This is a genomic window from Apilactobacillus intestinapis (genome assembly GCF_049166695.1).
GTDB classification, from domain to species: domain Bacteria; phylum Bacillota; class Bacilli; order Lactobacillales; family Lactobacillaceae; genus Apilactobacillus; species Apilactobacillus kunkeei_C.
The window spans coordinates 1-16,257 of sequence record NZ_JBMHFD010000003.1; the positions used below are offsets into that span (position 1 = coordinate 1).

Below are 16,257 nucleotides of genomic sequence, written 5' to 3' on the forward strand. Positions count from 1 at the left end.
AATATATATCTTATTACAACAATTATCGTATAAAACAAAAACTGGGAGGAATGTCACCGGTTGAATACCGGATCAATTCCTCCCAGAAAATAGCATAACCATCTTCCAATTTTAGGGGTTCAGGTCAAGTGCTTTTTTATTGCCGTCAACGACATCTTTGACGATATCTGCGAGGGTGATTTTGCTCATTTCGACTTCGGCTTGTTGTTGCACTTCATTGTATGCCTTATGCAAAGCGGATTGAATGTTGGCCCCGATTGGACATTGTTGATTGGTTTCTTCATCAACGTGGAATAAATCGGGTTCTTCGATTGCTTTGTAGACATCTAAAAGAGTGATCTCAGTAGTTGGTTTACTTAACGACACGGCTGCGCGGCCGGGTTCACTGGTGATTAATCCAGCATTTTTGAGTGACGACATTAGACGACGAACAAGGCTGGGATTGGAATTGATACTTCCGGCAATTGCACGGCTCGATAGATCATCTTCGACGATTTCGGCGGCACCAATGTAGGTCAAAATATGAACAGCATCACTCAAACGGTGTGAATACTTCATTATTTGATAACCTTCTTGATGGCGTCTTCGATTGGAGTAAGTGAATGACTAATTACGGCAGTTAAGTCATTTGTTTCTTCATCCAATTGACCATCAGCAATTAAAGCTTGAATGTCTGAAACTATTCCAACTGTGGCATCGTCTAATCCAGCTTCCTTTAGACCGTTCTTGTAGTCTTCAGCAGATGCTGAGATAACAGGGAAGTCCTTACCTGTTGCCTTCTTTAAGGATTCTGCTAAATCAGCGTAGGTACGGCGTTCACCAGCAAATTCGTAGATTTCTTTTGGTGACTTGCTTAATAGGACACGAACTGCACCTTCAGCGTATTCTGATTCTAGAGCCCAACCAACGTGACCGTCACCGGCACCGTATACAAATGGTTGACCTTCACTGGCTGGTTTTAGAACAGTGGCTTCGTTTTCTAAATACCAGTTGTTACGAACGAATGAGTGAGCAATGCCACTTTCCTTGATAGCTGCTTCTGTTTGAGTGTGATCATGTGATAAGAAGTTATCGGCAGTTTCAGCGTGTGGGAAACTAGTGTAAACGATAAATGCTACGCCAGCTTTTTTAGCGGCATCAATTACGTTTTGGTGTTGAGTCATACGAGGTAGGACAGGGTTTGGTTGTGATGAGACAAATAATAGCTTGTCGATGCCTTCAAGTGATTCTGCCATTTGATCTGGGTTACCGTAATCGAATGGACGAACGTCTAATCCAGCTGGAAGTTGTTTTTCAGCCTTTTCAACATTTCTTGCTAAAGCCACGATATCTGTTCTGTGAACGTTTTTCATTAAAACTTTGATTGCTTCTTTACCGAAGTTACCGGTAACTGCGCTAATTGCGTATTTCATAATTTCATCAACCTTTCTAGTTGTTACTTTGTAATTAACATGTTACATATAAGATAACAGGTGGATGAAAATAATGCAACCAAAAAAGCTCCCAAATTTTTGGAAGCTTTCAAAATGTTATTCTCTTGGTTTACTGAAATCAGTAAAGTCACCATCTGTATCATTTACTGATTGAGCGTTTGATGAATCACTACTTTGTTGTGGTTCAACGTTTGCTGAAGATGGTTGATTGTTGATAGGTTGAGCTGGTTGTTGAGGTTGGTTGCTGTAGTTTACAAATGAGGCACCATTGAATGAAGCGTAGTTAATACCACTTAATTCTTCAACTGATTTACCAGTGATTTGGTTGATTCCTTTGTAAGCGGCTTGGAGACGACTTTCCTTTAACCATGATTGGATTGAGAAAGCATCAACAATCCACCAAATCCAAACGGCACTTAGAAAGCCAAGACCGATGATAAGAATAATTGTAACCCATCCAATAATTTCTAAGGTAAGCATTAAAGCGGCATATGGCTTCTTGAATAGGAAACGGTGGGCCCCGAATTGTCCTAAAAATACCCATAGTAGCCATGCGGCAACCGGGCTAACGGCATTATTTTCGACGTAATCATTTACCATTAGTTGTTCTTGGGTAGATAATTTCTTACGTGCAGCGAAAACTTGTTGTTCTAAAATATCGACATTGTTCATATAAAAATCCCCCTAAATATCTTGAGTACTTTTAATTATACCATTATTAGATAATTCAAAGCATTCTTAATAATTTCTTAAATTGATTTTTTGTAAGCGATTAATTAATATGTACATAGAATATGAAAAGGGGAAATATAATTATGATTAAAGCATACAAACAATTTTGGAAAAACTACATTAACTTTACTGGAGTAAGTACCAGATCAGAATTCTGGTGGGTATTCTTAATTAACTCAATCATCTACGCAGTCTTTGCACTAGCATTCGGTGGTGTTGCAGTTATTACCGCATTTGCAACTGGTCACGCTGACAAGTCATTCGGGATTGCTGCTCTAATTGGTATCGCAGTATGCGTTCTATACGCTATCGCATCAATCATTCCTACCATTTCACTATACTTCCGTCGTTACCGTGACGCTGGTGTAACACCATGGTTCCTACTAATTACCTATGTTTTACCAGGAATTATAACTAGATTAGATGGTTACAAGCATAACGCCTGGTTATCAGCACTTGTTACTATTATTTCAATCATTGGTTTCATTATTTTAGTAATGCCAAGCAAAGATAGAAAATAATTAAACATCAAAAAGGGCGGGTAACCGTTTTTTTTTGTGTCAAAAATGAAAGAGTTATTGGTACAATATTTTTCGAATGTAACATTAAATAGAAATAAATTTGGATGTGATAAGATGCTAAGATTTATTGAAGGATTCTCAATGTATTGGAGCCGATACTTCGATTTTAAAGGCCGTAGCACTAGATCAGAATTTTGGTGGAGTTTTTTTGGATTAACACTTATCACTGGAATTATTGCTGGAATTGAAAAATTAGATAATAGACTTGGTCTAACAATCTATTTAATTTTTTCGATTGTCACGGTTGTTCCAAATATTTCACAATACGTAAGACGTTTTAGAGACATTGGGGTAAACCCATATTGGGTTATCATTACATTTATCATACCGTCATTACTTGTGTATACAGTTAAAAAATTACCATGGTATCTACAAGTTATTGATATTTTATTGATATTATCGGATATTGTTTTATCAATTCTGCCAAGCAAAGAAGACTAAAAAAGAGCTAGATTTTTCTAGCTCTTTTTTGATTTAATTCAATTCGTTTGGGATGAGTTTAGTCTTTAGCTCAATGTTGTCTTTATAATCAACTGGAATCTCAATAATCACGGGGCCTTGGATGTCTTTAGCGCGGTTTAAAGCACTGTTTAAATCGTCAACGCTGTTGGCACGAATACCGGTAGCCCCAAAACTTTCTGCGTATTTAACGTAGTCAACATAGCCGAATTTAACTCCGGCATCATGACCGTATTTGGCGACTTCTTGGAACTTAACCATGTCGTAGTAACCATCGACCCAAATTAATTGAATGATGTTGAGGTTTAAACGAACGGCGGTTTCTAATTCTTGTCCTGAGAATAGGAATCCACCATCTCCTGAAATTGAGATGACCGGTTCGTTGGGATGAGTTAAGGCAGCACCGATGGCCCATGGAAGTGATACCCCAAGGGTTTGCATACCGTTACTGAATAGTAAATGACGTGGCTTATAAGTCTTGAAGTAACGGCCCATCCAGATGTAGTGGCTTCCAATATCGACAGTTACAATGGTATCTTCACTGACGAATTTTTGAAGAGATTGAATCACCGAGATAGGGTGCAAACCATTTTCGGTGGTTTCGTGCACTTCTTCGATTGTTTCGGTGAAGTGATCACGTAATTTGTGAAGATGATCGGTAACTTCTTTGGAAAGTTCCATTGAATCATCGATGTATTCGGTTAATGCATCAATACTTTCGGCAATGTCGGCATTAACGATGATACTTGGTTGGTATTCAGCAGTGATTTCAGGTGAAACTGTATCGATGTTAATTACTTGAGTGTGAGATTGGTTCCAGTTTCTAGCTTCATATTCGACTGGATCGTAACCAACGGCAATCACCAAGTCACTATTTTTCAAGATGGTATCACCGATTTGGTTATCAAACAAACTGACACGACCGTAGTAATTATCAACAAGTTCTTTTGAAATCACACCAGCACCTTGGTAGGTTTCAACGACTGGAATGGAGAACTTATGTAGCAATTTGTGGAGAGCTGCACTGACTTCAGGAGTTGACGCACGCATACCTGCTAGGATAACAGGTTGTTTGGAGTTTTCGATTAAGTGAGCGATTTCTTTCATGCGAGTTTTATCAACGCTACCGTTGGTAATCTTAGGTAGTTTGTCGATTACTGGACGGGATACTTCGTCGCCTAAGACATCTTGAGGAACTGAGATGAATGCAGCACCTTTCTTAGGTGATTGAGCGGTGATGTATGCATTTGAGAAGGTTTCTGAGATGTTATTGGCATCTTGGACTTCTACGCTAGACTTGGAAGCACTCTTTAGTAAGTCAGCAGAGTTAATGCTTTGGTGGGTAAGACGCAATAAATCATCTCGTTTTACTTGGCCACCAATGGCAATAATCGGGTCACCTTCAGAGGTAGCGGTGATTAATCCGGTTGTTAGGTTGGAAACTCCTGGTCCAGAAGTAACGGCAACGACGCCGGGTTCACCGGTTAAACGACCGATCGCAGCAGCGATGAATGCGGCATTTTGTTCATGTCTGGTAACGATTAGTTTAGGTGTTCTTTCATCATCGAAATCTTGTAGGTCTTCGAATAGTTGATCGACTTTGGCTCCGGGAATCCCGAAGACGTATTTAATGTTTTGGTTGATCATGCTTTGAATCAAAGCTTTTGATCCGGTAGCGGGTTTATCCATAATATCACCTCAAATATGATAAATAATTCTGACAGATTGAATGAATTCTGATACTCTAGAATAGTAAATAGTATTATAGGTCAATCTAATTGACCTTTCTATAATAATAGCACTATTCTATATAAGGTCAACTTAATTGACCTAAAGGAGAATAAAATGATCGATAAAAAGAAATTAATGGTCTTTTACTTTGCGTACCAAGAAATCAATCGAATCGTCGATTTATCAAAGTATAACCTAACTTTAAATCAACAAAAAATGTTATTCTCAATCGATACAATTGATGAGATTACCATCAAACAATTATTACAAATTTTAGATATTTCAAAACAGGCGTTAAACGTGGCGTGCCGCGATTTGCGAGAACGTAACCTCGTTTATACCGGTCCAGCTAAATCTGATAAGAGAAAAAAAGTCGTGTATTTAACAGATGATGGACGAAAATTAATCGAACAAATTGAAGCTGAACAGTTGAACTTTATCAACGCTATTTGTAATAGTACCAACTACAATTGGGAAGATACGATGAAGAAGTTAACCAATAGCTATCTAGAAGACATTCAAAAATAAAAAACGTTGCTGAATAGCAACGTTTTTATTTTGTCTCGATAACGACATAGTAGTTATTTGATTGGTTGGTTTGACCGTTTAAGATGCTGGTATTCTTGGCAGCAACCCCAATCTTTGTGATATTACCATCGGTTAATAACTTGGTGTAGTTTGCATCAGAACTATTTGAGATGTTGGAGTACAAAATCCAACTTAATGAAGTTCCGCGGTAGTTATTCTCATCACTGAATTGCCAGTATGAAACACTATCGGAGTTAGCGGGAACCGGACTAGTTTCAATTGAGGTAATCTTGTTATTGGCATCTTTTTCCAGATCATAGTCTAGTTGAAGTGGGGCTAGACCATTGTAGCTTCTAGCGGTATTAATGACCCCAATTGTGTTAACCGCCATTTGATGGTTAAATGATGCTGTCTTATTCAATTGAATGGCACCATGCCAAGCATAGCCAATTAGTTGGTGATTTTGGTATAGGGCTTGGTAGATTGCTTGGAATTTCTTGCCGTGTTTGTATTTTTGCACGTGGTAACTGGTACCAACGGTCACTGGCTGATCTTGTAGTTTGTATAATCGTTTTGCATGCTTAGTAAACGTTAAATCAGTGTATAAATATTCATAGTGCTTTGAATTGATGACACCGACACCATGATTATTCTCGTCGGACACACTGTAGATATATGGCTTGGTATTTTTAGCCTTAGCGAAAGCTTCATAACCATTTGTCGATATTGCCAGGGTAGAGAAAATGGTTAATAACATTAAGAATTTTTTCATTGTTACACCTTCTTTGTTGATATTAGTATAGCAGTAATAATAACGAATAAATGTTAAACTAAGGTTACAAAAAGAGGTAGAAATATGAAACAAGATAAACTATTGGTAGCCGCAATGGTCGTCGTGGGAATCGTCCTGCTCGTCTGTATCGTGGCTTACGTGGCCTAAATAAAAAAGCATCGGAAAAACCGATGCTTTTTATTGTAGTTTTTCGACTACCGAAATTACAATAAACAATAAAATGATTAATAGGTTAGCCATTTTGTGTTTCATTAAAATAGCGATAAATTCTCGGATAATCGCGTTTGGTAGGAAGAATCCACTGGTCTTGGAACCAATACCACTGATTTTCATACCGGCATTCTTAGCGTAAGCTGTGGCACGGTAGATGTGATAGTTGTTTGAAACAAAGATACCGTTATTTGGATCCAGTTTGTATCTATCGACAATCTTCTTGGAAAAAGCGAAGTTTTGGATTGTGTTGACCGACTTATCTTCTGCGACGACATCATCTGGATTTATTCCCCTTTGTATCACGTAGTCTCTCATGGCAACACCTTCTGGAATCTTTTCGTCGCCACCTTGACCACCAGAACAGATGATTAGGGGATGCTTGTCATAAACACTGATTTGGCTTTGATAGAAATCAATGGCGCGGTCAATTCGAGATGCAAGAAGTGGTGAGACCTCATTTCCGTTTAGCAAACCGGCCCCTAATACAATGATGAAGTCCTTATCTGGTTTGGGACGATAGAAGTTACAAATCCAGACTGAAAGGGAGAAAATCAAGAAGATACTGATCATGTAGAATGAACTCATTTCGGTGAAATGTTCAATCATTAGGTTGTATGGCTTTGGAATCAATTTACGCAAGAATAGGAAACTTAAAAGCGGATAAATTAACAAGAAAACACCGATAATCAGTGTTAATAAGTTAGCTAATGAATGACTTTCTCGTCTCCACACAATAATTCCATTCCAAATTAATAAAACTGCGTGTAAGGCGTAAATTAAAGTTAGGATAATCATGATTGCCAATGCAAGGACTAAGAAAACGACGTGTAAAATACTGATACTACTGATTAGTGAGAAGAACATCACGTTTCCTGTCAATGCAAAAACAGATAGTAAGAATAGAAATCCGTTCCAAAATGATGCCTTATTTTTATGAAAAGACCAACATAAAAGGCCAATACAAATTATTAATGTTAAAGGTATAAAGTACATATATATCATCCTTAATCTGTTAGGATAAAAAAGCTCACAAATCATTGTGAGCTTTTGTTTATCTCCATTTTACACTATACAAGTGCTCCGGGAACATATTTCTTATTAACTAATTTGTTGTGGGGAACCATTACGAAGTGAATACCACCGAATTTATCAAAAGAAACTGCGAAGTAGTTTGGTTGGTACTTCTTATGAATATCTAAATTCATTAGTGCAGTAGCGTGACCCCAATAAGATGGGCCGTCTTCAAATAGTTGAAGAGCAATTGAGTTGTATACTGCATGCTTTAATGCGGCCATTGAAACGACACGTTTCTTGATTTTTGTGCTAGTTAAAGCAAATGATGGGTTATCACTGTAGTTTTCTTCAGCAACGTCTGAAATTTTGTATTTCTTAGAAGCGACTGCCTTAGTTCTTAAGTCATGACCAGTCTTTTTACCGGTATTGTTCCAGTTATCTTTGCTGTAAACATTGGCAAATGTTTGAGCAACAGCAATGGTGTTCTTAGAAGACTTGTATTGGATTCCCTTAGCTTGTTTGATGGCTGGGTTTAAGATGCTTAGGGCAAATTTAGTAAGTTCTTTTCTTTGACTGTAAGTCATCTTGTTTAGGTTAACGTTTCGGCTTAGATCTTTCTTGCTTGGTGTAAAGGAGTTCATTGCTAGACCCTTTAGACCAATCTTACCCATTGCTACTTGAACCTTGTAGTTACCGATTGATTTTTCACTAGCTGCTTTTTTCAAAGCTGCGTTAGTGTATCCTTTAGGTAACTTAATTACGTTTTTAGGGTTCTTCTTAGCTTTGTAGTTAATTTTAGTTACGAAATTAGCGTCAGAACCAGGATCGGTAACTTGGTTACCGCTAACCTTCATCGCTTGAGTAGGAATAAAGTTATTTAAGTCAGCGGTAGTTAATTTACTGATTGATTTGGTAGTTGCGATAATAGCATCATCAGTAGTTTGTTGTTTAAATTTTTTAATTAATGAAGATTCCTTTTTAGTGGAACTTGCATGAGTAGTCACAGCTGGTGCTGAAGAAGCAATCACAGAACCGATTAAAGCAGCAGCGGCAATCATTTTAATTGTTTTTTTCATATTATTTCACCTATCTACTTCCTAATAAATATACAGCTAATCCAACTAGGATTACCCCGATTACAACAATGAATAAACCAAATTTAATTAATTTACCACCGATTCCGTCCCAAGCAGGTTGATTAGACATCGCACGAAGCTTGAAGAAGAACCAGCCGATACCCATACAGATGGCACCGAATAAAAAGACACCGTATGCGAAAAGCATAAAGAAACTTTGTGTTTGTTGCATGGTTTTCACCCCTTATTGAAATATTTGTCTAAATTATATTATCACAATTGATATCAGGCTAGAATATATCCCTAAAAACTTAAAGATTACTTAATAATTACAGAAACTTTCCTTAAGTGTTATAATGCTTAATTATGTGTCAAAGAATTCAAAAAAATAAGGAGATGAGTTCACCCTTGGGTGATCGAGCGATAAACTGGAAACAAAACCTAAACGTCTTATGGTTTGGGACATTCGTAGCTGGAATCGGATTTAGCAGTATCAGTCCATTCATTGCATTATTTATAGGTCAACTGGGCGATTATAACGCCACGCAAACATCAATTTACAGTGGGATGGCATTTGCAGCGCCATTTCTAGTGAAGATGATTGTATCGCCATTGTGGGGTATCTTGGCCGATAAGTACGGTCGAAAGCCAATGTTACTTAGAGCATCCTTGGGGATGGCCGTCGTAATTGGTGCAATGAGTCTGGTAACTAGTGCATGGCAATTAATTGTCCTCCGTCTTTTACAAGGAGTCTTTTCTGGATTTATCAGTAACGCCAACGCCTTGGTGGCTGCTGAAACGCCAAAGAGTCATGTAGGTCATGCTTCAGGAAAACTAGCGACAGGAAACGTATCAGGAACATTAATCGGACCAATGATTGGTGGATTAATCGCCGATACATTTGGCTACCGTTATACATTCTTAATTACTGGATTAGCAATGATGGTAGCATTCATCCTAAGTATCTTTTTCGTTCATGAAAACTTCAAGCCAGTGCCACATGAAAAAGGGGAAAAACAACCCCATTTCTTATCTGGAATTCCAACTAAGCAAATCTTATTTGGAATGTTTTTAACCACCTTATTTATTCAAGCAACTAATAACTCAATCTCACCAATCTTGAGTTTGTACGTTAAACAATTAGATCCAACATCGACTAATATTGCGTTGACCGCGGGAATTATCCAAGCCATCAACGGGGTGGCGATGATATCGGTCGCACCGTTCTTTGGTCGTTTGGGCGATAAGATTGGTTCGCATCAAATCTTGAAATTCGGATTGGTATTTTCGATGGTTGTCTTTTTCCTAACGACATTCGTGCAAAATGTCTGGCAATTAGGTGCCTTGCGTTTTCTAATCGGGATTTCCGATGCGGCATTGTTACCAACGGTTCAAGCAATCCTAGCTAAGTACAGTCCACACGACCGAATTAGTCAGGTCTTTAGTTGGAACCAAAGCTTTCAAGCTGCCGGAAACGTGACTGGTCCAATGATTGGTTCAGCGGTCGTATTAATTGGTGGCTACCGTGGAGTCTTCATTGCTACCACTATTTTAGCCGGAATTAACTTGTTCCTAGTTCGCAAGAATATCAAATCAATTGAAACCGACAAGAACTAAATATTTGTTAATTGATGAAACATCATTATAATTAATAGGATAATATTTGGAGGTGGATTGCGATGACTAGAGAAGAAATTGACAACAATTTACTAACATTAAAGAGAACGCGTTCACACATCATTAACGCACTAGATGGTACCAACCGTGACAGCAACGTCATTCGAGATATCGACCATCTAGTGGAATACTTAAATGAAACAGATGAACGTGAAATTACACAAGAATATGTTGATCGTAAGTTTAGAATCATTAAAGGTGAAATTAACTGTTCACTTGATTGTTTCAATAACGCGATGAAAGCATTGACTAAGTAGGCATCCGGGAGGGTGTCTTTTTCTTTTATTTTAATAATTATGCGAGTATAATAGCTTACATTAAGTAAGCGAAAGGAAGATGAATATGTCAAAATTACTTGCACCGGCAAATGTTGGTGAACTATCTCTTAAGAATCGAGTAGTGATGTCACCAATGTGTACCTATGAAGTGATTCGTGAAAATGGAATCGCGACACCATTTCACTTTGCTCACTATGGGATGCGTGCAATTAGCGGTGTTGGTTTGATTATTACCGAATCAACTGCCGTTGACCCAAGAGGTCGTATTAGTAACAACGACCTAGGATTATGGAATGACGAACAAGTTAGTGAATTCAGTCGTTTGGTTGACTCACTTCACTACCTAGGTTCGAAGGTAGGGGTTCAATTGAACCATGCTGGTAGAAAGGCAGCCGACGAAGATGTTCCAGTTGCACCAAGTGCGATTGCATTTAGCGATGACAGCAATACACCTGTTGAACTAAGCAAAGAAGATATCTCAAACATTGTTTCCGAATTCGGCCAAGCTGCCAAACGTGCTAGTGATGCCGGGGTAGACATGATTGAAATTCATGGTGCTCATGGTTACTTGTTGAACCAATTCTTATCAGCCGTTTCTAACAAACGTGATGATGAATACGGTGGCAGTCTAGAAAATCGTTTCCGCATTGTTTCTCAAGTCATCGATGCTGTGAAGGAAAACTTTGCTGGACCAGTCTGGATTCGTTTATCACTAACCGATTACGATGAAAGTGGTTTGCAAAACACCATGGAAGATTGGCAACAAATCGGTAAGTGGTTAGAAGAAGCCGGCATCAAACTAATTGATGTTTCAACCGGTGGATTATTACCAAAGGGACCTAACTTCCCAGTTCATGACGGATATCAAACTCCATTTGCCACTGAACTTAAAAAAGCGGTAGATATTGATGTCTCAACTGTTGGTTTGTTAGATAACCCTGGATTAGCCGAATACATCCTACAAAATGATCAATCTGACTTGATTATGGAAGGACGTGCATTGCTAAGAAACACTAACTGGTTAGCAGATGCTGCTAAAGAATTACATGATCATGACTTCAAGGTCTTTGATGCGTCTTACGAACGTGGCCAAAAGTAAAAAATAAAAAGATATCCATCTGGATATCTTTTTTTATTGGTAAAATTTTGTCATCTAATTTTAATTTGTTATATAATTATTCTATTACAGCGAATAAAATGAGGTGATTATATGTATTGGACAGACGAAAGAATTATGACATACCGTGCGAAGATTAAGGGGGCATGGTACGTTCAAAAATTCCAACAATACTATCAATTCGACCTTCGTAAACCAGAAGATAAGATGAGAATGTATCGTCAATTGGAACCCAAAACAATTAAGTCCTATTTTGATGATTTAATCGACACCTACGAAAAGAAATTCTTGGAACAACTTGATAACATGAGTACCGATGATCTTTTGGAAACACTAGATTCATTAAGGGATGAAGGATATATTGATATCATGTAAAAAAAGAACCGATATAATATCGGTTCTTTTTTATTAGTTATTAGTGTTTAGACTAACTGATTGCTTTTCACTAAGCTTCTTATCCTTAAAGGTAAGGTTGTAGGCATGTGAATTGTCATATTGGTAGGTCATAAATGACATTCCATCAGCTTCTTGTTGTGAAAGTGGTGATCCTAAAGTTGCTTGAACGTCTGAGAATGAAGTGTTCTTAGCAATCTTTTCAATCCTAGCTTTCTTCACAATTTTAGCAGCGGTGTTTTGTTGGTAACCCTTGCTTAAAACCTTGTCCTTGTAAACAATTACAAATATGTATTGTAGTTGTGCGTTACCACCCATTTGCCAAGTGTATTGCTTTGCCGTGTCATTGTTAGTAAGGGTAGTGTCGGTAGTCTTAGATGGGTTTCCTAGTAGGCTAACAACCTTTTTGTAACTTGAACCACCGTGTAATTGTTGATCGGTGTACTTGATTTGTTGGTACTTTTCTAATGAGATACCTGATGTATTCAAGGCATCTGATAGGGAAGGCTTTGGACCAGAAATTGTTTGATTGGTATCTTCTGCCTTCTTCTTACCACAAGCACTTAATACTAGCAGGCAAGTAAAAAGTGCAAGGAAAATCTTAAAAGTTTTATTCATACTATATCTCCTCAATATGTTCTATTAGTATTTTAATCAAATTAGGGGACAAATATCAATAATTTAAATTATTTATTCATAATTTAATCATGATTTTTTTACAAACCAAAAACTTGTAATCGATGGATTTCCCTAATACCATGGATGGTGAAGAAAGAAAAAAGGAGGTTGTATCTATGAGTAAGATTGCTGCAATTGTTACCAGCGGATACGAAGATTCTGAATTAACTTCACCTATGAAGGCGTTAAAGGATGCGGGTCATCAAGTCGAAATTATCGAAGACATGGCCGGAAACACAATTACCGGTGAACATGGTGATACACAAAAGGTTGATTTAGGTATCGACGATGCCAACTTTGATGATTATGATGCATTGCTATTACCTGGCGGTGGCTCTCCAGATGCATTGAGAGCAGATGATCGTTTCAATGATTTTGTAAAACGTTTCCTATTGGCTAATAAGCCTGTATTTGCAATTTGTCACGGTCCTCAATTCTTTATTCAAACCGGTTTGGCAAGTGAATTGAAGTTGACTGCATACACAACAATCAGATATGACCTATTCTATGCCGGTGCTGAAGTTCATGATGAACCAGTCGTAGTAGATGAAAAACACAAACTAGTCACAAGCAGAACTCCTGACGATTTAGATGCATTCAATGCTGAAATCGTTAAGTTCGTAAAATAATATGTAAAAAAAAGAAGCCTTTTGGGCTTCTTTTTATCTTCTGATGACAATTCCACAAATTTCAGTCATTGAAGTGTTGATTAGGCGGTAGAATACCTTCTTGAATTCTTCAACTGATAATGGAATTGGTTGTGAAATCCATGACATAATCGCGTCTAAAATGACTCTGAAGAAGAAAGTTAACACATAGTACTTAGGGATGCCATATTCCTTTTCATCGTAGTTCTCGAAGTAAGGAACTAGGAATTTGGAATAATGACTGCTTAAAAATGAGAATAGTTGTGGTTCGTAGAATTCGTATAGAACCTTGATGTATTCACGATCATCGTAGACGATTGGGAATACCTTTTCGCTTAGAATATAGAAAAAGTTATCATAATTTTTATCAACGTTAACAAATTGTTCATCTAAAGAATGGCTGATGCTAGTTTCGATGAAGTTAACGATGTCGATTTTATTCTTAAAGTGATTGTAAAAAGTACCACGAGAAATATTTGCGTTTTCAATGATGTCATTTGTACTAATTGTGTTAATGTCTTGATGAGCCGATAAATTTAGAAAAGACATTACGATTCTTTTCTTGGATTTGCTTTTAATAAACATTCTGATTAAATCCCCCTTATAAATTTTTCCTATTCAGGGCTGAGTAATGTGAATTACATTAAATCTTTGCCATGCTTATAATTATAATCTTATCTAGCGAGATAAATACTTAAGTTTTTGCAAATTTAATTAAGTTTATACAAAAAAGTTTAAAATATATTTTAATTATGATTGATATAAAAAGTATTTATAGAAAGGGTACTTTTTATAAGTTAAACTTAACTTAAAATCATTGAATTCTAAGTAACGATTAAATGTTTATAAAAAGTAGTTAAATAATCTTTATTAGTTATTGAAAAACAGCGGTGTGGGTCATATAATTATTTTTGCTGAGTTGTTAGCAAAACATTGACTTGATTATTGAAAACTTTTAGAAATTAACAATAATCAAAAAGTTATACACACTGTCTAATAACTCGTTTCAACAAGATTATCGATATACTGTTATGGTTTAACATACTATCAACAAATTACTACATATGAATTTGGAAAAGAAATTATGGCGAGAGTTATAAAATCGATTCGGATTTTACAACTCTTTTTTTATGCCGCCAGGTTGGTTTGTAGAAGCGTTGCCGTTTATCAAACGGATGGAAGAACTTGAGCAAGATAAAGATGATGGAGTAAATACTGTGTAGTTTATATAAAGGAGTAGAAAATTTTGGATCATTACACGCTATTAACTAGATGCATCGCTGAATTTATTGGAACAGCCATCATGGTCGCATTGGGTAACGGATCAGTTGCTAATGTTGAATTGAAGGGAACAAAAGGTTTCCATGGTGGATGGGTATTAATTGGTTTTGGATACGGAATCGGGGTTATGATTCCCGCAATGATGTTTGCGACAATTTCCGGAGCCCAAATTAATCCCGCTATGACACTTGCTTTGGCTTTTACAAACCAATTCCCATGGCACGAAGTATTACCATATATTGTTGCTCAACTATTAGGGGCAACCGTTGGTCAAATCGCCGTGGTACTTACTTACAAGCCATACTATGACAAGACTACTAACTGTGAATGTGTTTTGGGAACTTTTGCAACCATTGACTCAGCTCACAGTTACCTAAATGGTTTCATTAACGAATTAATCGGAACATTCCTATTGGTATTGGGTGCGTTAGCAATGACTGCCGACAAACTAGATCCACGCGCTGATTTTATCGCACTTGGTTTTCTAGTAATGTGTTTGGTTGTTTCATTCGGTGGACCAACCGGACCAGCATTGAACCCTGCTAGGGATATCATGCCAAGAATTGTACACGCCTTTTGTCCATTCAAGAACAAGGGTGGCTCACACTGGAAGTACAGTTGGGTGCCAATCGTAGCGCCAATCATTGGTGCAACCCTTGCTGCAATCCTATACAAAGCCGTATTTTAATTATTTAAATAATAAAAGAGAGGAAAATATTAAGATTTTCTTCTCTTTTTTATTTTTGATTAAGTTTTAAATATACAAAATGAACTACTTGTATAAATAAAAAATCAAAGCCTAGTTTATAGCGGACTTAGTAAAAAATAATTTGATAAAAGTCTATTGATTGCCGTTTTGACAGTGTTTTATCAAAATTATATTATTGTTTTCGAAGAGTTGGTTAACAGCTTAATCGTTATCGTAACTATTAAGATTGTTAGTCTTCCCTTTGTTTAATCCTCGCGATTAAACTCTAGATGCTTATTTATTAGAATATGATTACTTGATTTAGATGCCCCTGAATTTGTCTAGCAAGTGATTTATGCACCTTCAGAATTGCTTAAAAGCCGTGGAATTGTAGCATAACATAACACCAATAATAATAAATTTTGGTTGTGCATCGACTCACTGAGAACCACAACAAATTACTATCATGAAATCGTGTAACCTTAGTCTAACTTTCTTTGAGAACTTTATTCATACACTTTCTTATAAAACTATCTCTAGTTATGCTGTTTATCAAGTCGCGCTGGTAAGTAGCAGATAAAAATCCGTTAATTTATGAATTTCCCCGAGTTTGTAAATTAATTCTCTCGTCCATAAGTAGATAAATAAAGTTAAAACATTTATTACGTTTGCATGTGTTCATATAAATATTACTATGCACTTTCATGGTATGCTCACTCCAGAAAAACGATTATGAATTCTTCCCTGAATATAATTAGTAAACAAAGAGCAAACCAGTTCTTACGTGAATCGATATTCCATAAATAAGCTGATCGTAAATTAAAATTGTTCAAGGCACTGAGTGATTTTAATTTTTCCATCAATAACCGATACTGTCGTAGGTATCGGTTATTTTTTTATCTATATTTAATGTGTTGTGATAAACTTGAATAAATCAA

At 36.8% G+C, this 16,257-nt stretch carries 20 protein-coding genes; 10 read left to right on the forward strand and 10 right to left on the reverse strand.

What is annotated here, in order from left to right:
- Positions 1–5 precede the first annotated feature (5 nt).
- Positions 6–98, forward strand: a complete 93-nt coding sequence (locus ACOMA7_RS02815; RefSeq protein ID WP_080719905.1) for an IS3 family transposase — start codon at positions 6–8, stop codon at positions 96–98.
- Between the two features lie 13 nt (positions 99–111).
- Here the strand turns inward: ACOMA7_RS02815 and ACOMA7_RS02820 are convergent, their stop codons facing one another.
- From ACOMA7_RS02820 to ACOMA7_RS02830, 3 genes are all read right to left on the reverse strand, one after another.
- Positions 112–558 carry an Rrf2 family transcriptional regulator gene (locus ACOMA7_RS02820; RefSeq protein WP_421391819.1) on the reverse strand — a complete coding sequence of 149 codons (447 nt, stop codon included), beginning with the start codon at positions 556–558 and terminating at the stop codon, positions 112–114.
- A complete protein-coding gene (locus ACOMA7_RS02825; protein WP_140999810.1) occupies positions 558–1,412 on the reverse strand; it encodes an NAD(P)H-binding protein in 855 nt (284 codons plus the stop codon). The genes ACOMA7_RS02820 and ACOMA7_RS02825 overlap by 1 nt, the downstream gene beginning before the upstream one ends.
- A 117-nt stretch (positions 1,413–1,529) precedes the next feature.
- The gene (locus ACOMA7_RS02830) at positions 1,530–2,105 is read right to left on the reverse strand and encodes a TM2 domain-containing protein (RefSeq protein ID WP_140999809.1); all 576 of its coding nucleotides are present in this window, start codon (positions 2,103–2,105) and stop codon (positions 1,530–1,532) included.
- Positions 2,106–2,248: 143 nt separating this feature from the next.
- On the opposite strand from ACOMA7_RS02830, the gene ACOMA7_RS02835 reads away from it, so the two are divergent.
- Together ACOMA7_RS02835 and ACOMA7_RS02840 are read left to right on the forward strand one after the other, a co-directional pair.
- Positions 2,249–2,686: a DUF805 domain-containing protein gene (locus ACOMA7_RS02835; RefSeq protein ID WP_051592247.1), complete on the forward strand. Its 438-nt coding sequence runs from the start codon at positions 2,249–2,251 to the stop codon at positions 2,684–2,686.
- Positions 2,687–2,800: 114 nt separating this feature from the next.
- Entirely contained in the window at positions 2,801–3,187 is a 387-nt protein-coding gene (locus ACOMA7_RS02840; protein WP_034534791.1) for a DUF805 domain-containing protein, read from the forward strand.
- A gap of 33 nt (positions 3,188–3,220) precedes the next feature.
- Here the strand turns inward: ACOMA7_RS02840 and alsS are convergent, their stop codons facing one another.
- Positions 3,221–4,894, reverse strand: a complete 1,674-nt coding sequence (gene alsS, locus ACOMA7_RS02845; RefSeq protein ID WP_421391825.1) for an acetolactate synthase AlsS — start codon at positions 4,892–4,894, stop codon at positions 3,221–3,223.
- A 156-nt stretch (positions 4,895–5,050) separates the two neighbouring features.
- Here alsS and ACOMA7_RS02850 point away from each other — a divergent pair, with 156 nt between their 5' ends.
- Entirely contained in the window at positions 5,051–5,464 is a 414-nt protein-coding gene (locus ACOMA7_RS02850; protein WP_421391828.1) for a MarR family winged helix-turn-helix transcriptional regulator, read from the forward strand.
- Between the two features lie 25 nt (positions 5,465–5,489).
- On the opposite strand, the gene ACOMA7_RS02855 is transcribed toward ACOMA7_RS02850, so the two are convergent.
- The 4 genes from ACOMA7_RS02855 to ACOMA7_RS02870 all read right to left on the reverse strand — a co-directional run bounded on the left by ACOMA7_RS02855 (position 5,490) and on the right by ACOMA7_RS02870 (position 8,792).
- Positions 5,490–6,236, reverse strand: a complete 747-nt coding sequence (locus ACOMA7_RS02855; protein WP_421391831.1) for a CAP domain-containing protein — start codon at positions 6,234–6,236, stop codon at positions 5,490–5,492.
- 198 nt (positions 6,237–6,434) lie between these two features.
- On the reverse strand, positions 6,435–7,349 hold the full coding sequence (locus ACOMA7_RS02860) for a YdcF family protein (protein ID WP_181399642.1): 915 nt from the start codon (positions 7,347–7,349) through the stop codon (positions 6,435–6,437).
- Positions 7,350–7,537: 188 nt separating this feature from the next.
- Positions 7,538–8,560, reverse strand: a complete 1,023-nt coding sequence (locus ACOMA7_RS02865) for an SEC10/PgrA surface exclusion domain-containing protein (RefSeq protein WP_421391835.1) — start codon at positions 8,558–8,560, stop codon at positions 7,538–7,540.
- A gap of 10 nt (positions 8,561–8,570) precedes the next feature.
- Entirely contained in the window at positions 8,571–8,792 is a 222-nt protein-coding gene (locus tag ACOMA7_RS02870) for a hypothetical protein (protein WP_053792122.1), read from the reverse strand.
- 176 nt (positions 8,793–8,968) lie between these two features.
- Between ACOMA7_RS02870 and ACOMA7_RS02875 the strand changes: the two genes are divergently transcribed.
- From ACOMA7_RS02875 to ACOMA7_RS02890, 4 genes are all read left to right on the forward strand, one after another.
- The gene (locus tag ACOMA7_RS02875; protein WP_237756990.1) at positions 8,969–10,177 is read left to right on the forward strand and encodes an MFS transporter; all 1,209 of its coding nucleotides are present in this window, start codon (positions 8,969–8,971) and stop codon (positions 10,175–10,177) included.
- 62 nt (positions 10,178–10,239) lie between these two features.
- Positions 10,240–10,494, forward strand: a complete 255-nt coding sequence (locus tag ACOMA7_RS02880; RefSeq protein ID WP_054605876.1) for a hypothetical protein — start codon at positions 10,240–10,242, stop codon at positions 10,492–10,494.
- Between the two features lie 85 nt (positions 10,495–10,579).
- A complete protein-coding gene (locus ACOMA7_RS02885) occupies positions 10,580–11,614 on the forward strand; it encodes an NADH:flavin oxidoreductase/NADH oxidase (protein WP_421391839.1) in 1,035 nt (344 codons plus the stop codon).
- 111 nt (positions 11,615–11,725) lie between these two features.
- Positions 11,726–12,007 carry a hypothetical protein gene (locus ACOMA7_RS02890; protein ID WP_053792118.1) on the forward strand — a complete coding sequence of 94 codons (282 nt, stop codon included), beginning with the start codon at positions 11,726–11,728 and terminating at the stop codon, positions 12,005–12,007.
- A 33-nt stretch (positions 12,008–12,040) separates the two neighbouring features.
- On the opposite strand, the gene ACOMA7_RS02895 is transcribed toward ACOMA7_RS02890, so the two are convergent.
- Positions 12,041–12,643: a DUF3862 domain-containing protein gene (locus ACOMA7_RS02895; protein WP_421391843.1), complete on the reverse strand. Its 603-nt coding sequence runs from the start codon at positions 12,641–12,643 to the stop codon at positions 12,041–12,043.
- Positions 12,644–12,819: 176 nt separating this feature from the next.
- Between ACOMA7_RS02895 and ACOMA7_RS02900 the strand changes: the two genes are divergently transcribed.
- Positions 12,820–13,332: a type 1 glutamine amidotransferase domain-containing protein gene (locus tag ACOMA7_RS02900; RefSeq protein WP_301945302.1), complete on the forward strand. Its 513-nt coding sequence runs from the start codon at positions 12,820–12,822 to the stop codon at positions 13,330–13,332.
- 33 nt (positions 13,333–13,365) lie between these two features.
- Here ACOMA7_RS02900 and ACOMA7_RS02905 read toward each other — a convergent pair whose 3' ends face one another.
- Complete coding sequence (locus ACOMA7_RS02905; protein WP_053792115.1) at positions 13,366–13,935, reverse strand: TetR/AcrR family transcriptional regulator; 570 nt, start codon at positions 13,933–13,935, stop codon at positions 13,366–13,368.
- Positions 13,936–14,596: 661 nt separating this feature from the next.
- On the opposite strand from ACOMA7_RS02905, the gene ACOMA7_RS02910 reads away from it, so the two are divergent.
- Complete coding sequence (locus ACOMA7_RS02910; RefSeq protein WP_080997960.1) at positions 14,597–15,319, forward strand: MIP/aquaporin family protein; 723 nt, start codon at positions 14,597–14,599, stop codon at positions 15,317–15,319.
- The last annotated feature ends 938 nt before the right edge of the window (positions 15,320–16,257 follow it).

Bases quoted from the DNA above. Each gene is read 5' to 3' on its own strand.
- ACOMA7_RS02820 (WP_421391819.1), bottom strand. From the start codon at position 558: ATGAAGTATTCACACCGTTTGAGTGATGCTGTTCATATTTTGACCTAC.
- ACOMA7_RS02825 (WP_140999810.1), bottom strand. From the start codon at position 1,412: ATGAAATACGCAATTAGCGCAGTTACCGGTAACTTCGGTAAAGAAGCA.
- ACOMA7_RS02830 (WP_140999809.1), bottom strand. From the start codon at position 2,105: ATGAACAATGTCGATATTTTAGAACAACAAGTTTTCGCTGCACGTAAG.
- ACOMA7_RS02835 (WP_051592247.1), top strand. From the start codon at position 2,249: ATGATTAAAGCATACAAACAATTTTGGAAAAACTACATTAACTTTACT.
- ACOMA7_RS02840 (WP_034534791.1), top strand. From the start codon at position 2,801: ATGCTAAGATTTATTGAAGGATTCTCAATGTATTGGAGCCGATACTTC.
- alsS (WP_421391825.1), bottom strand. From the start codon at position 4,894: ATGGATAAACCCGCTACCGGATCAAAAGCTTTGATTCAAAGCATGATC.
- ACOMA7_RS02850 (WP_421391828.1), top strand. From the start codon at position 5,051: ATGATCGATAAAAAGAAATTAATGGTCTTTTACTTTGCGTACCAAGAA.
- ACOMA7_RS02855 (WP_421391831.1), bottom strand. From the start codon at position 6,236: ATGAAAAAATTCTTAATGTTATTAACCATTTTCTCTACCCTGGCAATA.
- ACOMA7_RS02865 (WP_421391835.1), bottom strand. From the start codon at position 8,560: ATGAAAAAAACAATTAAAATGATTGCCGCTGCTGCTTTAATCGGTTCT.
- ACOMA7_RS02870 (WP_053792122.1), bottom strand. From the start codon at position 8,792: ATGCAACAAACACAAAGTTTCTTTATGCTTTTCGCATACGGTGTCTTT.
- ACOMA7_RS02880 (WP_054605876.1), top strand. From the start codon at position 10,240: ATGACTAGAGAAGAAATTGACAACAATTTACTAACATTAAAGAGAACG.
- ACOMA7_RS02885 (WP_421391839.1), top strand. From the start codon at position 10,580: ATGTCAAAATTACTTGCACCGGCAAATGTTGGTGAACTATCTCTTAAG.
- ACOMA7_RS02890 (WP_053792118.1), top strand. From the start codon at position 11,726: ATGTATTGGACAGACGAAAGAATTATGACATACCGTGCGAAGATTAAG.
- ACOMA7_RS02895 (WP_421391843.1), bottom strand. From the start codon at position 12,643: ATGAATAAAACTTTTAAGATTTTCCTTGCACTTTTTACTTGCCTGCTA.
- ACOMA7_RS02900 (WP_301945302.1), top strand. From the start codon at position 12,820: ATGAGTAAGATTGCTGCAATTGTTACCAGCGGATACGAAGATTCTGAA.
- ACOMA7_RS02905 (WP_053792115.1), bottom strand. From the start codon at position 13,935: ATGTTTATTAAAAGCAAATCCAAGAAAAGAATCGTAATGTCTTTTCTA.